The organism is Granulicella paludicola, from assembly GCF_025685545.1.
GTDB lineage: Bacteria > Acidobacteriota > Terriglobia > Terriglobales > Acidobacteriaceae > Granulicella > Granulicella paludicola.
In genome coordinates this window covers 40,664-55,810 of sequence record NZ_JAGSYC010000019.1, presented here as the reverse complement: position 1 = coordinate 55,810, position 15,147 = coordinate 40,664, and the positions used below count along the sequence as shown (strand labels likewise).

Below are 15,147 nucleotides of genomic sequence, written 5' to 3'. Positions count from 1 at the left end.
ACTAGTCTATCCCTCGCCGTTACTGTGCCTTGCGCGCTGCATGAAGGGCCTGCAACGACTCGACTTTATATTCACCACGTTGAATCGCTTCAATCCCATCAGCCGCCGCGCGAGCCGCAGCCAGCGTCGTGATCGTTGGAATCCGTGCCAGTACGGCAGCGCGACGAATCGCAGCCTCATCGAACACGCTCTGCTGTCCCGAAGGCGTGTTCACAATCAGATTGATGCGGTCGCTCTTGATGAGATCGACCACGTTCGGACGACCTTCCTTCACCGCGAACACACGCTCCACCTGCATACCAGCCTCTTCGATTACGTCGCCAGTACGATGCGTAGCCACCAACTTGAAGCCCATATCGACAAAGCGCCGAGCCACCGTAGCCAGGCTCTTCTTATCGTGATCGTTCACCGAGAAGAACGCCGTGCCCTTCGTCGGCAAAATCAATCCGGCCGCCGTCTGCGCCTTCGCAAACGCCTCGCCGAACGTTGCAGCCACACCCATCACCTCGCCCGTCGAACGCATCTCCGGCCCAAGTACCGGATCGACGCCCTGGAACTTGCCCCACGGGAATACCGGTGACTTCACAAAGTAGTGATCGCCCGTGCTCAGGTCCTTGCCCGCAGCCACTTCCGCTGGCAGCAGATCACGCAGCTTCTTGCCGGTCATGATGCGCGCAGCCACCTTCGCCAGTTGCACACCTGTCGCCTTCGATACATACGGCACCGTACGCGACGCACGCGGGTTTACCTCGATCACAAACACCTTGCCGCGCTGCACAGCGAACTGCAGGTTTGCAAGTCCACGCACCTTCAGAGCGATCACCAGCTTGCGTGTGTAGGTACGAATCGTCTCCAGCACCTCGTCAGAAAGATCGACAGCCGGCAGCACACAAGACGAGTCGCCTGAGTGAACGCCAGCCTCTTCGATGTGCTGCATGATGCCAGCGATCAACACGTCGTCGCCATCGCACAGAGCGTCGACATCGACCTCCTGCGCATCTTCGAGGAAGTGGTCGATCAACACCGGCCGCTCCTGCGAGTACTCGATCGCCGTCGTCATGTAGTGACGGATCGCAGCATCGTCATACGCAATCACCATGGCGCGCCCACCCAGCACGAACGAAGGCCGCACCAGCACCGGATACGTGACGCGTGCTGCACCGGCCAGGGCCTCATCAACGCTCGTAGCGATCACACCCGGCGGCTGCGGAATGTCCAGCTCTTCCAGCAGCTTCTGGAACCGCTTGCGATCCTCTGCCAATTCAATAGACTCCGGCGAAGTACCAATGATCGGCACACCAGCCGCCTTCAACGGCAGCGACAGGTTCAGCGGAGTCTGTCCACCAAACTGCACGATCATGCCGATCTCCGCTCCACCCGAAGCCTCATGCTCATACACCGCAAGCACGTCTTCAAACGTCAGCGGCTCGAAGTACAAACGATCGCTCGTGTCGTAGTCGGTCGACACAGTCTCAGGGTTGCAGTTCACCATGATCGTCTCGTAGCCATCGTCGCGCAGCGCGAACGCCGCATGGCAGCAGCAATAATCGAACTCGATACCCTGCCCGATGCGGTTCGGACCCGAGCCGAGAATAATGACCTTCTTCTTCGCCGTCGGCGGAGCCTCATCCTCTTCGTCATAGCAGCTGTACATATACGGCGTCAGCGACTCAAACTCAGCTGCGCACGTGTCCACCAGCTTGAACACTGGCTTCACACCAAGCTTGTTGCGCAGCGCAGCCACTTTCGCAGTATCTGTGTCGAGCGCCAGCGCCAGCCGCTCATCCGAGAGCCCCATACGCTTGGCCGAACGCAGGTCCTGCTCGTCCAGATTGCTCAACCCAATCGACGCAACCTCGTTCAATTCATCAGAGATCTGCTTCATCTGGTGAAGGAACCACGGGTCCATGCTGGTGTACTTCTGCGCCTCGCGCACAGACATACCGTTATCGAGCGCGTAGCGCAGATACGCCAACCGCTCCGGAGAAGGCATCACCAGCTTCTGGCGCAGGCGGCGCGGATCGATCGTATCGGCGCTCCCCTTTTTGCCTGTCTCCAGCGAACGCACTGCCTTCATCATCGCTTCCTTGAAGGTGCGACCGATCGCCATCACCTCACCCACAGACTTCATCTGTGGGCCAAGCGTCTCGTCGCTGCCGGGGAACTTCTCGAACTGCCACTTCGGAATCTTCACGACGACATAATCAATCGTCGGCTCAAAGCAAGCAGGTGTCGCCTTCGTAATATCGTTCTGCAACTCGTCGAGCGTGTAACCCACAGCAAGCCGCGCCGCGATCTTCGCAATCGGAAAGCCCGTCGCCTTCGAAGCCAGCGCAGAAGAACGCGACACGCGCGGATTCATCTCGATGACTGTCATGCGACCGTTCTGCGGATTCACTGCGAACTGCACATTGCTTCCGCCTGTCTCCACACCGATCTCGCGGATCACGGCAATCGAAGCATCACGCATCCGCTGGAACTCGCGGTCCGTCAGCGTCTGTGCCGGAGCCACGGTGATCGAATCGCCAGTATGTACACCCATCGGATCGAAGTTCTCAATGGAGCAGATGATCACGACGTTGTCCTTAAGGTCGCGCACCACCTCCATCTCGTACTCCTTCCAGCCGAGCACGCTCTCTTCCAGCAGGCACTCATGCACCGGCGAAAGATCGAGTCCACGCGAAAGAATCTCCATCAGCTCTTCGCGATTGAATGCGATGCCGCCGCCCGAACCGCCTAGGGTGAAGCTCGGACGAATCACTACCGGAAAGCCGATCAGCTGCGCAAACTCAAGACCATCGCGAATGTTGTTCACCAGCTTCGACTTCGGCATGTCGAGACCGATCTTCGTCATCGCATCCTTGAACAGCAGACGATCTTCCGCCTTCTTGATCGGCCCCAGCTTCGCGCCAATCAACTCGATGTCCAGTCGATCCAGCACTCCCGCATCAGCCAGATCCACCGCAAGATTTAGCGCCGTCTGTCCACCTACCGTCGGCAGCACAGCAAAGATGCCCGGCGTCCCTGCAGCCTTCAGCATCTCGCTCTCGACGCGCAGAATCTCTTCCACGTAAGCAGGCGTCAGTGGCTCAATGTACGTGCGGTCCGCGACGTCGGGATCGGTCATGATCGACGCCGGGTTCGAATTCACCAGCACAACCTCATAGCCCTCGGCCTTCAGCGCCTTACACGCCTGAGTGCCGGAGTAGTCGAACTCCGCCGACTGCCCAATCACAATCGGCCCGGAGCCGATCACCAGAATCTTTGCAATGTCATTCCTGCGTGGCATCTAACCTTCTCACTTCACGAAATACAGCCTTTGAAACTCTTTAGCATACGGCTGTTGTATGCGGAGCGCCCTGCAAGCTCGCGTTGAACTGTTCACAAGAGCGATCTCCGCTCAAGACGACTACGAAAAGCACCGCCAGCAATCCCATGTGAAGCAGCTGCGAGGTCACCGGATAATGCCTCAGCGGTACAAGTTTGAACCCAAACCAGAACATCGAAATCGAAACGCCGCCCGCGAAGATCGCCAGGCTCCAGCGGGCGTTTGCCATCAGCCACGCCGAAGGCACACTCAGCAATACAGCGTCATGCGTACCATGCGGCAACAATGCCAGATTGATCGCCGCCAGCGCAGCGATCGCCCCTGCAAACGTGGGGCTGCGACGGTGCGCGAGAAACGCAAACCCCGCACTCAGAGCCAGAGCCAGCACAATCGCAGCATTGTAGCCCCGCGGATACACCATGTTCGTCAGCGAGATCAGATCGCCGTCCGTGCGATGCTCCATGCCCCAGCGACTCACCATAAACGGCTCTGCCAGCACCTTCAGCAGGCTGCCATGCACGCGCGCCCAGAAAACCAGCAATCCGCCGGCAGCCAAAACAAGAGACATAGCGATCTGCTTCCAGGCTCTGCACGCTGCCGCATAGAAAAAGAAGATAGGAGAAAAGCTGTACTTGAAATAACTCATTCCCAGCATCATGCCGCTCTGCGACGGCTTCCAAAGCGCAACACACACCAATAATGTTTCCAGTAGCGCCTGCTGACCGGACCCGACCGCGATGCGAAACGGTGTGCTGATCGCAAGCAGCATCGCCAGCAGATACGCCTGCTTCCGGCTCAGTCCGTAGACACTTCGCAGAAGCAGCACAATCGCCACAGCGAAAAGCAGATTCAACCCTGTCCAAAGCACCTTCGCATGACCAAAGCTCATCAACCCGATCGGCCACAGTGCCACATAGTACTCATGCAGGTAGTTGGGAACCTGCGACATCAGTACCGCGTGACGCGGATCACCCGCCAGGTAATCCGCGTACGGGTCGATACCCTGCGCAAACATGTGCGCCCCGGACCATTGAAAGTCCTGGCAGCCGATCAGCGCTCGCTGAACGGCCATCCAAAGGGAAACGCCCGACGCCACGGTCAATGCCAAACATATTGGCCAGAACATGCGTTGAGCGACGGCTTTCATCAGGCCTTCTTCCAGTCTTCCATCAAGCTACGGAACTGCTTGAATAGGTAGTGCGAATCGTGCGGGCCGGGGCTTGCTTCAGGGTGATACTGCACGCTGAACATCGGATCGGTCTTGTGCTTCAGACCAGCCAGCGTGTTGTCGTTCAAATTGATGTGCGTCTGCTCTACGTCTGCAGGCAGCGTGGCCGGATCGACATTGAAGTTGTGGTTCTGCGCGGTGATCTCGACCTTGCCTGTCTCCAGGTTCTTGATCGGATGGTTGCCACCGTGATGTCCAAACTTCAGCTTGTATGTCTTGCCGCCCAGCGCAATGCCAAAGATCTGGTGTCCAAGGCAGATGCCAAACAGCGGCGTCTTCCCTTGCAGCTTCTGCACATTCTCAATGGCATACTCGAGCGGCTCAGGATCACCCGGGCCATTCGAAAAGAACACGCCATCGGGATTCATCGCGAGCACATCCTCTGCAGATGTCTTCGCCGGAACCACCGTCACCTTGCAGTTCTCGCGCGCCAGCATCCGCAGAATGTTCTGCTTGATGCCGAAGTCATACGCAACCACGTGCATCTGCTTTTCGGCAGTGATCGCAGCCGGAAGCAGATTGTCGCCGGTCTCGTTCTTCGGCTCGCTCTGGTCCCATACATACTGTGTTTTCGTCGTCACAAAACTGGCGAGATCAGTACCCGCCATTGTCTTATGCGCGCGCGCCTTCGCAACTAGGGCATCCGTATCCTCGACCGCGGTCGAGAGCACTCCACGCAGACATCCGTTCGCGCGGAGATGCCGCACCACCGCCCGTGTGTCGATCTCCCCGATCACGGGCACACCGCTGCGCTCTAGGTATTCGTCCGCGACCTCGGTCGACCGCCAGTTAGAGCTGACAGGCGAGAACTCGCGCACCACCAGGCCTTCGATGTACGGCTTGGACGACTCTGCATCCAACGGCGATGTACCGTAGTTGCCAATGTGAGGATTGGTGAGCACCACGATCTGTCCAGCGTAGCTGGGGTCCGTGAAAATCTCTTGGTAGCCGGTCAGGGATGTATTGAAAACGACTTCACCGACGCGCTCTGTAATTGCGCCGTAAGCCTTGCCGCGAAAGAGACGCCCGTCTTCGAGGGCGAGAATTGCCTGCATTACCTCTCCCTTAGAGAGTGGATTTTGTAGATTTTAGCAGCCCGGAACGAGTAAAAGCCGAGTAAATCACCCGCGATTACCGGAAGTTCACAAACTCTCCGATTTTACTCGACGCAGGCCTGCGGAAAAAACAAACAGCCCGACCGAAGTCGGGCTGCTGTCATGTATCTGCTCTGCAGACTACTTCCAAGCGCAATGGCGATGGCCGTGGTCAACCCAACAATGCTTGTGACGATGCTGCGCCTGGGCTGGCGTAATCGAACCCACAAAAACTACGGCAGCGAAGAGTGCGAGAAGGGCTGTCTTCATATCAAATCTCCTGGGAAAATAACTTCATCCACTGTGCATCGGGTATGTTCTTCAACGTTGAGACAACTGATTAGAGGCACAGCAGACATCGCAGGTTATCCCGCATTGCGAGATATTTTCCAAATCCTTAATCCAACTGCACCAGCACATCATCGCCGTCAGTCTTCACCGAAAAAACATCCACCTTCGCCCTCTCCGGCGGATCAGCAATACCTGTCTTCGTGTTGAACGCCCACGCGTGCCACGGACATACCACCGCCTCGCCCTCCACCGTTCCCTGTCCAAGCGGCGCCCTGCGATGCGGACACCAGTTGTCCATCGCGGAAAGCGTGCCATTTACATTCGCCAGGCACACCGCGACCCCTCGCGCCTCGGCTTCCATCGCATTGCCAGGTGCTGGCGCCTCCCATATCGAACACAAACGAACCCACTCTGCCATCAAATCCTCCTCATCGTCCATCATGAGATGCTGAAGGAGTCGACTGTGCATCACCCCAGTCTTCTCAAAATGCACCATGCCAAGTCCCGCCAAAGCACGCCGCCACACTCGCCCGCCCTCGCAAGGCCCCGATCTCGTCGATCCTTCCTTCATCCTGAAGTCGCTGGGAGCTCTCTTCCTCGTTGCTCTCATTCTCGCGTACATCACGCTGTGCACGGTGTACTCCCGAAGCCAATGGCAGCTCGTGCTGCACCCGACTCGCCCCCTCGCCGCAACCCCCTCCACCTTCGGACTCCAGGCAGAGGAAGTCCACTTCGGCGTCGACGCCTCTGGCGAACCGCAGCTCGACGGTTGGTGGATTCCCTCCGACACGGTCGCCACTCGCACCGTCCTCGTCCTCCACAGCGCCACCGGCAACATGGCCGACGCTCTCGGCACCGCAGCGATGCTGCACCAGCAAAACCTCAACGTGCTGCTCTTCGACTACCGCGGCTATGGCCGCAGCGGCGGTGACCACCCAACCGAGGCCCTCATGCAGGCCGACGCAGCCTCCGCTCTCGATTACCTGCTGCAGACCCGCAAGCTCCCCGCAGCCTCTGTCCTCGTCTATGGCCGAGATCTCGGCGCCTCGCTCGCCCTCAACCTCTGCGCCAAAACCAAGACCCCTTGTGCAGCTATGCTCCTCGATACGCCGGATGGCGATACCCTCGAGCGCGCCTCGCACGACATTCGCTCCCACGCCGTTCCCGCATCACTGCTCTTCCATGAACGCTTTCCGCTGGCCTCACCTCTCGCCTCCTCGGTCGCGCCAAAACTCCTCATCACCCACAGCAACAATCCGCCATCTCCATCCCTAGTAAACGCAGGCAATCCCAAGATGCTGCTTTCCGTGGGCCCCGGCGATGACGCAGCACTGCATGCGGGACTTCGCCGTTTCCTTGACTCCTATTAGTGCCATGAAGATTCGCGTCTTAAAGAACCGTGGGGGCTCACCTTGCGGGAGCCCCCAGGAAAAGGTGGGGAGGGTTTGTTGCGGATAGGGGATGCCGGGAACGTGGGGCCTGCTGATCCCGACTGGTGCGTCGTACACCTTCTATAACGGCAGGTTGGACCGATTAGTTTTGGTTAAAACGAAAGAAATCTCAAATGCGTCTCGAAAAGCATTCAGGCTGACCAAAGCCAGCCTGAATCGGGACGCATTTAGTAACTAAACCCACTTGCAGCGCACCCTTGCAAGAAAGACCCATCGTTACGCAAGGTTCAGGAAAGTCCCCGGATCCACCGGAGCCCCCGGGAAGATCGCCTGCAGGTTCCTCGCCCCCAGAGACTTGTACGCTGCCTCAGCCAGCACATTCCGGAAGTCAGTGGTGACCTTCAGATCGCGCCCCTCATTCAGCTGGTCGTCGCTAAGCCCTGGCCATTTGCCATAGACCTTGCCACCCTTCACCGCGCCACCCAGCACGAACATCACGTTCGCATGGCCATGGTCTGTGCCACCAGTCCCGTTCTGCCGAGCCGTCCGGCCAAACTCGCTCATCGTCACCAGTGTGATGTTCTCCGCCTCGTCGCCCATGTCCTTCCAGAACGCCGCGATCGACTCCGAAAACTCCTTCAGCCGATTCGCAAGCTGCCCATTCGCAGCCCCCTGGTTCTGGTGCGTGTCCCAGCCGCCAATATCGCTGAAGGCCGCCTCCACCCCAAGGTTCGCCTTCATCAGCTGCGCCACCTGTTTCAAGCTGTTGCCAAACGCTCCGTTCGGATACACGACCCCGGCCGCAGGCTTGTAGCTCGCCGGATCGGCAGCCTTCAGCATCTTCACGGCTTCGAAGGTCTCCTGCCCCGTGCCGTGCAGCATTGCATCCGTGCTCTCGTCATACATCGACTGGAACGCATTGGAGATCGGTGAGGTCTGCGGCCCTTTGCCAGCCACCGAAAAATCCTGCAAGTTCGCCACAGCAATCGCAGGCACCTTGCCCTGCAAGGTCCGAGGCACCTGCGTTCCCAGCGCCACGGCACGGAACGCCGAAGGCTTATCTTCGTGCGCACTCTGCAGCGCACGATTAAGCCAGCCATCCTGCGTCACCTTCACGCCCGGCGTGCCGCTCTCCATGTAATCCTGCGCGTCGAAGTGCGATCGCGAAGGATCCGGCGACCCCGCCGCATGAACGATCGCCAGATGGCCCTGGTCATACAACGGCTTGAAGGCCGCCATCTGAGGATGCAGCCCGAAGAACCCGTTCAGGTCCAGCACCTCGTTCTGCTTGATCGCAATGCTCGGCCGCATCGTATAGTAATTCTTCTCCTGATACGGCACCACCACGTTCAGACCGTCACATGCGCCGCGCTGGAACACCACAACCAGCTTCTTCTTGTTCACCGAAGCCTTCTGCATCTCCGCATAAATCGACCGCGTCAGAAAGCTCGGAATCACACTCGTCCCCACCAGTGCGAGCGCTCCGTTACGCATAAACCCGCGCCGCGTGACCGTATTGCGGCGCGCCACATCGCGCCCGCCCATGTCACATCCCCAATCGCTCGCATCGGTAAAGATCGTCTTCGCCATCGCAGAACTCCTCATCACTCCAGCGCTCGGAGCCTTACCTATACTGACTCGACTCTACCGGGAAAGTTGCTCCCTGTACCAGCCACTTTAGCGCCGCTGAAACTCCGGTGATCCCAGCAACAACCCGGCCATCGTATCCAGCGGCGTCCCGGGCTGCGCGTCGAAGCCCGCGCCACCACCGCCGCCCTTCTTACCCAGCCCGACACGCAGCATCCCCGGCTCTTCCATTCTGCTCATCTGACTTTCGCCACTCATCGCCCCCTTCGGCTCGGCCGTAAAGCTACGCAGCGCCTCGTCCTGCGCTCCCGTGTTCGTAAACTGGGCCATCACCGTCGCTCGCGTCTTCTCCGCCGCAGGCTGTCCCAGCAGCATCGCCTCCAACTGCTTTTCTGTTCCCGCCGTCGGATCTGTGACGGACACGCCGTTTCCTAGCAGCGCAGGCCAGTCCGTCTGCGTCCCCGGAAGCTTGTTGCCACTCAGCACCAGCGCAAAGTTCATGCGCGAGATCAGCGCATTGCTGCTCACCCATCCCTCCGCCGTCCAGGCGTACCCGTTCGGCGTCTGCATCCCGTACACCGGCATTCCTAGCCGAGCCATCGCCTGCACCAGCGGCAGCGGATTCTGCACACGCGCATCGCTCGCCCGCACCGCACTCGTCAAAAACTCTATCGGCGTCTTCACCTTTGCGCGATACACCTGCGGCGACCAGAATTCCTTCGCATGGAACATCGTCGTCAGCACAGCCTTGATGTCGCCGTTGCTCTTCAGGAACGTCGCAGCCATCGCATTCACCAGGGCCGGCGATGGATCGTCACTCACAAACCGCACCGCCAGCTTCTGCGAAACAAAGTGCGCCGTAGCCGGACTTGTCGCCAGGATATGCAGCACCGCCAGCCCTTCACTCTCGCCGCCCTCTGGAATCGTGTGACCCAACACCGTCTTCACTCCCGGCTCATGCCGGTTCGGCTCATAGACGAACCCACCCGTCGCCCCCGTACCCACCTGGTAAGGCCGGTCGATCGTCCACCCGGTAAAGCACTTCGCCACCTCGATCACATCCTGCTGCGTATATCCGCCCCCCACGCCCAGCGTATGCAACTCCATCAACTCACGCGCGTAGTTCTCATTGATGCCCTTCGGCAGAGCCTGCGCAATCTTCCCGTTCGGTCGCAGCGCCTGCACGCGCTTCACCCGCGTCGCCGCCTGCGAATCCGGACCCACGCTCTGCCAGTTATCGAGATACATCAGCATTGCCGGACTCTTCGCTGTCGCCACCAGCAGGTCCTCAAACTTGCCCAGCGAGTTCGGCAGAATCGTATCCCGCAGATACCCTGGCAGCAGATACGGCTCATTCTGATTCTTCCGGACATACACATTGAAGTGGTTCAGCCAGAAGTCCGTCATCACTGCCTGCAACTGCCGTTGCGAGTAGATGTCCCGCATCAGCCGCGACTCCAGCGCCTCAGCTCCCACCACACGCGCCGGCCCCTGCATCGCCTCGACGGCCTCCACCTGCTGTGGCGTCAATCCCTGCACTAGCATCACCCGCTGAAACGGCTTCAGGCTGGCACGAAACTGCATCATCCTCTCCGGAGACATCGCTATAAGCTGCCCAAACCGCTCCTCCGGCGACAGGCGCAACACCGCCTGCACCTCGCTCGGCTCCATCGTACCCACCGCACGCTTCCCTTTGCCCGCCTTCGCCGACGCCGCCTCATCTCCATCCTTCGACGCCATCGCTAGGTCTTGCATCAGGTTGTCCGTATCGGCATCACCCGTCGGCTTCACCATCGCATCGGTCGACGCCATATTCTGAGCCGCAGGATCATCCTGCTTCAGTGCCATATCGCCCGCAGCTGCATCAGCTGCTCCACCATTGGCGTTCGCCTGCTCCTGCTTCTTCTTGTTCGCCTCGTAGTTCGCCGTCGCGTCCGCATAGATCGCATGTTCAATCGGGTCGCTCGGCGTTCCTCCGCCGTTCTTCGCAAGCTGGCGAATCATCGCCGGAGGTGGAAACCGCCGGATCAACTCCTCCTCCGACAGCCGCATCGCCGGAAACGCATCCAAACGAGTCTCCAGCGCCGCATCATCGATGTTCTCTGGATGCAACTGCTGCTGAAACCAGGCCTCCAGCCCCACCCTCTGCACCGCCGCCTCGTCCCCTGGCCGCGGCCCAAACGTCAGCCGATTCAGCGCATGCAGAACCTCCTCCTGCTGCGTCAGCGGAGCCGTGTGGGCAGCAACCGGCATTTGTGCCGACACTCCTCCCGGCAGAACCATCGCTACGCAAAGCGCCGCCATCAGCGAACCCCTCGCAACGCCTCCAAATATCTCGTTCGCTTCAGGAATCTTCATAGACGCACGGCTCCTCGAGAACACCATCCCTTGAGCAGACCCCAACCGCTCCAACGAGTTGCGCCCGCAACAAATACTTTCAGCTCAACCCTCAAAGTAAAAGACGGGCAGCCACTTAGGCTGCCCGTCTTTCCTTCAAATCAAAACACCACCTCTAACCCTTAGACATTCGCTGCCGGCTTACGAGCCTTCACCAGCCCAAAGCCAAGCGCCAACAACACAAAGCCAAGCACGCCATACAGCGGCAGATTCGTTCCCGCCTCCGGCAGAGCCGTCGCGCCGTCGCCCATCGTCTTCGCCACAAGCACCGGCCCGGTCATGGCAGGCGTTATGGGTGCAGGAGCGTTCGCAACCTCAGGCTTCGCATCCGGAGCGATCGTCGTCACCACCGTCGCCTCCACCATCATGTTCGGCTTCAGCGCGTCGATCATCACTGGCTTGCCGTCCACCATAAACTTCGTGCCCGCAGGCACCGTCAGTTCCTTGATTCCGTCCGCCAGCGACAGCGTCACCACATCCGGCGGGGTCGCCGCAAACACCTTGCCCTTCACCACCTGCACGCCCGAGATGATCTCCGGATCGAAGCCCGTCGAGACCTCCTTGGTCAGCTTCATTCCCGGCTTCAAATCAGCCAGCGACACCTGCTTACCTTCGGCGGAAAACATCATGCCCGAAGCCACGGTGTAGTTCAGCAGCTTGCCCTCGGCAGACTTCAGCACAAGATCATTGCCGCTCACATACACCACCGTCGAGGTAGCGCCAGAGCTGGCCTTCACCTGGGCAGAACCGGTCGAAGCACAACAAGCCGCAAACGCGAGAACGGTAGCAGCAACAAAAGGACGGAAAGCAATCGGCATAACGGTGTTCTCCTATAAAAATAAGCAAAGTTACCTTGAACTGGAACCGCCGCGATCCACTGCAGCGTGCGTGTCGTTGAGCAGGCTGGCCTGCACGATGTACCTCTCCGGCGCTGCTCCCACGTAATAAAACGGGTAGCAGGTAATCAGCGTCAGCGTGGTCTTCTCCGTCGGCTTCAGCACAGACACATCCTGCGGAAGCACAATCTTTATCTTGTCGATCACATAGGTATCGACCTGCCCGGTCTCGGCATCGCGCTGCACCTCCACCCGGTCGCCCATGTGCAGGTCCTTCAGCCCGCGAAAGAACCCATCCCGATGTCCTGAGATCGCCATGTTCCCATTCTCACCTGGCATGGCCGTGCCACTCACATGCCCCACGCCGCGGTTCAGCACCAGATCCGAGGTCCCTTCAAACACCGGCACCTCGATCCCGACCTTCGGCACCCGCAGCACAGCCTCCGGCCGCGACATCTCCACACCCAGCGTCTTCTTATAAGCGCGAATGCGCGCACTGTCCCACAGGCTGTTATTCGAACTCTGCGCCCGGAACGCCGCCACCGCCAGCGACGACATCGCGCGCCCATACACCGTCGGCACCACAAACGCCGCCAGCAGTAGCACCCCTGCTGCCATCATCGCAACTCCGACTTTTCGCTGCCAGTGCATACAGCTCTCCCCTAGGGTAGATCTATCGTGTAAAGGGCCTGAAAGGTGTCGTCGGGGACACCTCCAGTGTATCGCAAAAGCAAGACCCGACCGAAGTCGGGTCTTGTCTGCGAGAACGGCATCGGAAGCTGGATCAAAACGCCGCCAGATCGCTCATCGCCTTGAACAGATGCTCTACCTGCGGCAGGATCACATCCTCCAGCACCGGCTGATACGCACAGAAGGTATCCATCGCCCCCACACGCCGCACCGGAGCGTCGAGATCATGGAACAGTTCATCGCCAATCCTCGCCGCGATCTCCGCGCCATAGCCCCAGCTCAGCATGTCCTCATGCGCCACCAAAACCTTGCTCGTCTTCTTCACGCTGGTCGCAATAGCCTCCCAGTCATACGGCGTCAGGCTGCGCAGGTCGATCACCTCGACATCCACACCCTTTTCGCGCTCCATCTTCCGGGCAGCTTCCAGCGCGCGAGGCACCACAGCACCATAAGTGATGATCGTCAGGTCCTTGCCCGCCTTCACCGTAGCCGCCTTGCCGAACGGAATCGTGTACTCGGGCCCTGGATACTCGCTGCGCCCAAACACCGAGCGGTACAGATTCTTGTGCTCCAGGAAGATCACCGGATCGTCGCAGCGTATCGCCGTCCGCAGCAGGCCAATCGCATCGAGCGCGTTCGACGGCATCACGATCCGCACGCCCGGCGTGTGCGTGAAGATGCTCTCACCCGACTGAGAGTGATAGATCGATCCACCCGTCAGATACCCACCCATCGGCACGCGAATCACCATCGGGCAGCTGAACGTCCCATTCGACCGCCACCGCATCAGCGCCATCTCGTTCCGCATCTGATGGACCGCCGGCCAGATGTAGTCGAAGAACTGGATCTCGACCACCGGCTTCATCCCGCGAACCGCCATGCCGATCGCCCGGCCCACAATGTTCGCCTCCGCCAGCGGTGAGTTGAATACCCGGTCGTTGCCGAACTCCTTCTGCAACCCGTGCGTCACCTTGAAGACGCCGCCCTTGCCCTTCAGCTTGCCCGCACGCAAATCCTTGTCGCGCGTCGCGTCCGCAACATCCTCGCCGAAGATCACAATCCGCTCATCCCGGCGCATCTCGTCGTGCAGGCACACGTTAATCAGGTCGAGCATCGTATGCTCGCTCTTGTCCGCCGTCGCCTGCGGCTTCACGTCGAACAGCTCCGAGGTCGGCTTCAAATCCTCCGAATACACATGCTTCAAAATCGAATCCGGCTGCGGCAATACCGCCGCCAACGCGCGATCGGTCGCCCGCTGGATCTCTTCATCGACCTTGCGCTCCAGGTCCTTGATCCCCTGCTCGTCCAGGATCCCCTCACGCTGCAGCCACATCTGCATCTTCCAGACAGGGTCCTTCAGCGCGTCGATCTCAATCTCTTCGGCACTCCGGTAATGCGTCTCGTCATCCGAGAGCGAGTGCGAATACGGCCGCACCACATGCCCATGCACCAGCGCCGGTCCCTTGCCCGCACGGCAGTACGCCACCGCCTTCACCATCGCCTCATAACTGGCAATCGGATCGGTCCCGTCTACCTCGGCAAAGTGAAAGTTCGGGAAGTTTGCCACCAGCTTCGAGATATTGCCGCCGGGAGTATTCGCCTCCACCGGCGTCGAGATCGCGTAGCCATTGTCCTCAACCACATACACCACGGGCAGCTTCAGATTTGAGGCCGTATTCAAGCTCTCCCAGAACTCACCCTGGCTCGTCGAACCCTCGCCGATGGACACATATGTGACCTCATCGCCATGGAACGTCACATCCTTGTACTCGCGATAATCCGCCGGGTTGCCGCTCGCCTTCTTCGCGGCATTCTTGTGGTTCGAGTAGTATCGTCCAGCCTCCGCGCACCCCACCGCGTGCAGGCACTGCGTCGCCGTCGCCGACGAAGGCGAGACGATATTGATCTTCCTGTCCGTCCAGTGAGAAGGCATCTGCCGTCCACCGCTCGCAGGACCATCCGCTGCGCCAACAGCTTCAAGCAGCTGCGCCTCCACCGTGCTGCCCAGCGCCAGGCAGATCGCGCGATCTCGGTAGTACGGAAAGAACCAGTCGTAGCTGGGCTTCATCGCCATCCCGGCAGCCACCAGCAGAGCCTCATGGCCAGCGCACGAGATCTGGAAGAAGATCTTCTGCTGACGCTTCAGCAGGATCTCGCGGTCATCCGTCCGCCGCGACAGGTACATCAGCCGATAGAACTCAATCAGCTGGGCCCTGGTAAGCCCTCCCGCTAGAGCCACATCGGAGCTCTCGGCCACCTTCGTTTGCGACAAACCCTTCTGCGCCAAAAGCTGGCCCTCCTTCTA

At 59.6% G+C, this 15,147-nt stretch carries 11 protein-coding genes; 1 reads left to right on the top strand and 10 read right to left on the bottom strand.

Translation table 11 applies throughout. From position 1 onward, the window contains the following. Positions 1-19 precede the first annotated feature (19 nt). The 5 genes from carB to OHL14_RS02725 form a co-directional block, all read right to left on the bottom strand. The gene (gene carB / locus OHL14_RS02745) at positions 20-3,289 is read right to left on the bottom strand and encodes a carbamoyl-phosphate synthase large subunit (protein ID WP_263377776.1); all 3,270 of its coding nucleotides are present in this window, start codon (positions 3,287-3,289) and stop codon (positions 20-22) included. A gap of 40 nt (positions 3,290-3,329) precedes the next feature. After that, positions 3,330-4,400, bottom strand: a complete 1,071-nt coding sequence (locus OHL14_RS02740) for a hypothetical protein (protein WP_263377775.1) — start codon at positions 4,398-4,400, stop codon at positions 3,330-3,332. Between the two features lie 74 nt (positions 4,401-4,474). After that, entirely contained in the window at positions 4,475-5,611 is a 1,137-nt protein-coding gene (gene carA, locus OHL14_RS02735; protein WP_263377774.1) for a glutamine-hydrolyzing carbamoyl-phosphate synthase small subunit, read from the bottom strand. 180 nt (positions 5,612-5,791) lie between these two features. After that, positions 5,792-5,920: a hypothetical protein gene (locus tag OHL14_RS02730; protein WP_263377773.1), complete on the bottom strand. Its 129-nt coding sequence runs from the start codon at positions 5,918-5,920 to the stop codon at positions 5,792-5,794. A gap of 127 nt (positions 5,921-6,047) precedes the next feature. Next, positions 6,048-6,359, bottom strand: coding sequence for a Rieske (2Fe-2S) protein (locus OHL14_RS02725; protein ID WP_263377772.1), 312 nt, complete (start codon positions 6,357-6,359; stop codon positions 6,048-6,050). A 76-nt stretch (positions 6,360-6,435) separates the two neighbouring features. On the opposite strand from OHL14_RS02725, the gene OHL14_RS02720 reads away from it, so the two are divergent. Next, on the top strand, positions 6,436-7,311 hold the full coding sequence (locus OHL14_RS02720) for an alpha/beta hydrolase (RefSeq protein ID WP_263377771.1): 876 nt from the start codon (positions 6,436-6,438) through the stop codon (positions 7,309-7,311). Positions 7,312-7,608: 297 nt separating this feature from the next. Here the strand turns inward: OHL14_RS02720 and OHL14_RS02715 are convergent, their stop codons facing one another. The 5 genes from OHL14_RS02715 to OHL14_RS02695 all read right to left on the bottom strand — a co-directional run bounded on the left by OHL14_RS02715 (position 7,609) and on the right by OHL14_RS02695 (position 15,099). Next, on the bottom strand, positions 7,609-8,877 hold the full coding sequence (locus OHL14_RS02715) for a DUF1501 domain-containing protein (RefSeq protein ID WP_263377875.1): 1,269 nt from the start codon (positions 8,875-8,877) through the stop codon (positions 7,609-7,611). A 132-nt stretch (positions 8,878-9,009) separates the two neighbouring features. Continuing rightward, entirely contained in the window at positions 9,010-11,277 is a 2,268-nt protein-coding gene (locus tag OHL14_RS02710; RefSeq protein WP_263377770.1) for a DUF1800 domain-containing protein, read from the bottom strand. A 161-nt stretch (positions 11,278-11,438) separates the two neighbouring features. Then, positions 11,439-12,134 (bottom strand): hypothetical protein, encoded by a 696-nt coding sequence (locus OHL14_RS02705; RefSeq protein WP_263377769.1) that lies wholly within the window; start codon positions 12,132-12,134, stop codon positions 11,439-11,441. Between the two features lie 30 nt (positions 12,135-12,164). After that, on the bottom strand, positions 12,165-12,803 hold the full coding sequence (locus OHL14_RS02700; RefSeq protein WP_263377768.1) for a class D sortase: 639 nt from the start codon (positions 12,801-12,803) through the stop codon (positions 12,165-12,167). 133 nt (positions 12,804-12,936) lie between these two features. Further along, the gene (locus OHL14_RS02695; protein WP_263377874.1) at positions 12,937-15,099 is read right to left on the bottom strand and encodes an alpha-ketoacid dehydrogenase subunit alpha/beta; all 2,163 of its coding nucleotides are present in this window, start codon (positions 15,097-15,099) and stop codon (positions 12,937-12,939) included. Positions 15,100-15,147: the final 48 nt, after the last annotated feature.

Coding starts and splice junctions, on each gene's coding strand:
- OHL14_RS02725 (WP_263377772.1), bottom strand. CDS start 6,359: ATGGCAGAGTGGGTTCGTTTGTGTTCGATATGGGAGGCGCCAGCACCT.
- carB (WP_263377776.1), bottom strand. CDS start 3,289: ATGCCACGCAGGAATGACATTGCAAAGATTCTGGTGATCGGCTCCGGG.
- OHL14_RS02730 (WP_263377773.1), bottom strand. CDS start 5,920: ATGAAGACAGCCCTTCTCGCACTCTTCGCTGCCGTAGTTTTTGTGGGT.
- OHL14_RS02705 (WP_263377769.1), bottom strand. CDS start 12,134: ATGCCGATTGCTTTCCGTCCTTTTGTTGCTGCTACCGTTCTCGCGTTT.
- OHL14_RS02740 (WP_263377775.1), bottom strand. CDS start 4,400: ATGGCCGTTCAGCGAGCGCTGATCGGCTGCCAGGACTTTCAATGGTCC.
- OHL14_RS02715 (WP_263377875.1), bottom strand. CDS start 8,877: ATGGGCGGGCGCGATGTGGCGCGCCGCAATACGGTCACGCGGCGCGGG.
- OHL14_RS02700 (WP_263377768.1), bottom strand. CDS start 12,803: ATGCACTGGCAGCGAAAAGTCGGAGTTGCGATGATGGCAGCAGGGGTG.
- carA (WP_263377774.1), bottom strand. CDS start 5,611: ATGCAGGCAATTCTCGCCCTCGAAGACGGGCGTCTCTTTCGCGGCAAG.
- OHL14_RS02720 (WP_263377771.1), top strand. CDS start 6,436: ATGCCAAGTCCCGCCAAAGCACGCCGCCACACTCGCCCGCCCTCGCAA.
- OHL14_RS02710 (WP_263377770.1), bottom strand. CDS start 11,277: ATGAAGATTCCTGAAGCGAACGAGATATTTGGAGGCGTTGCGAGGGGT.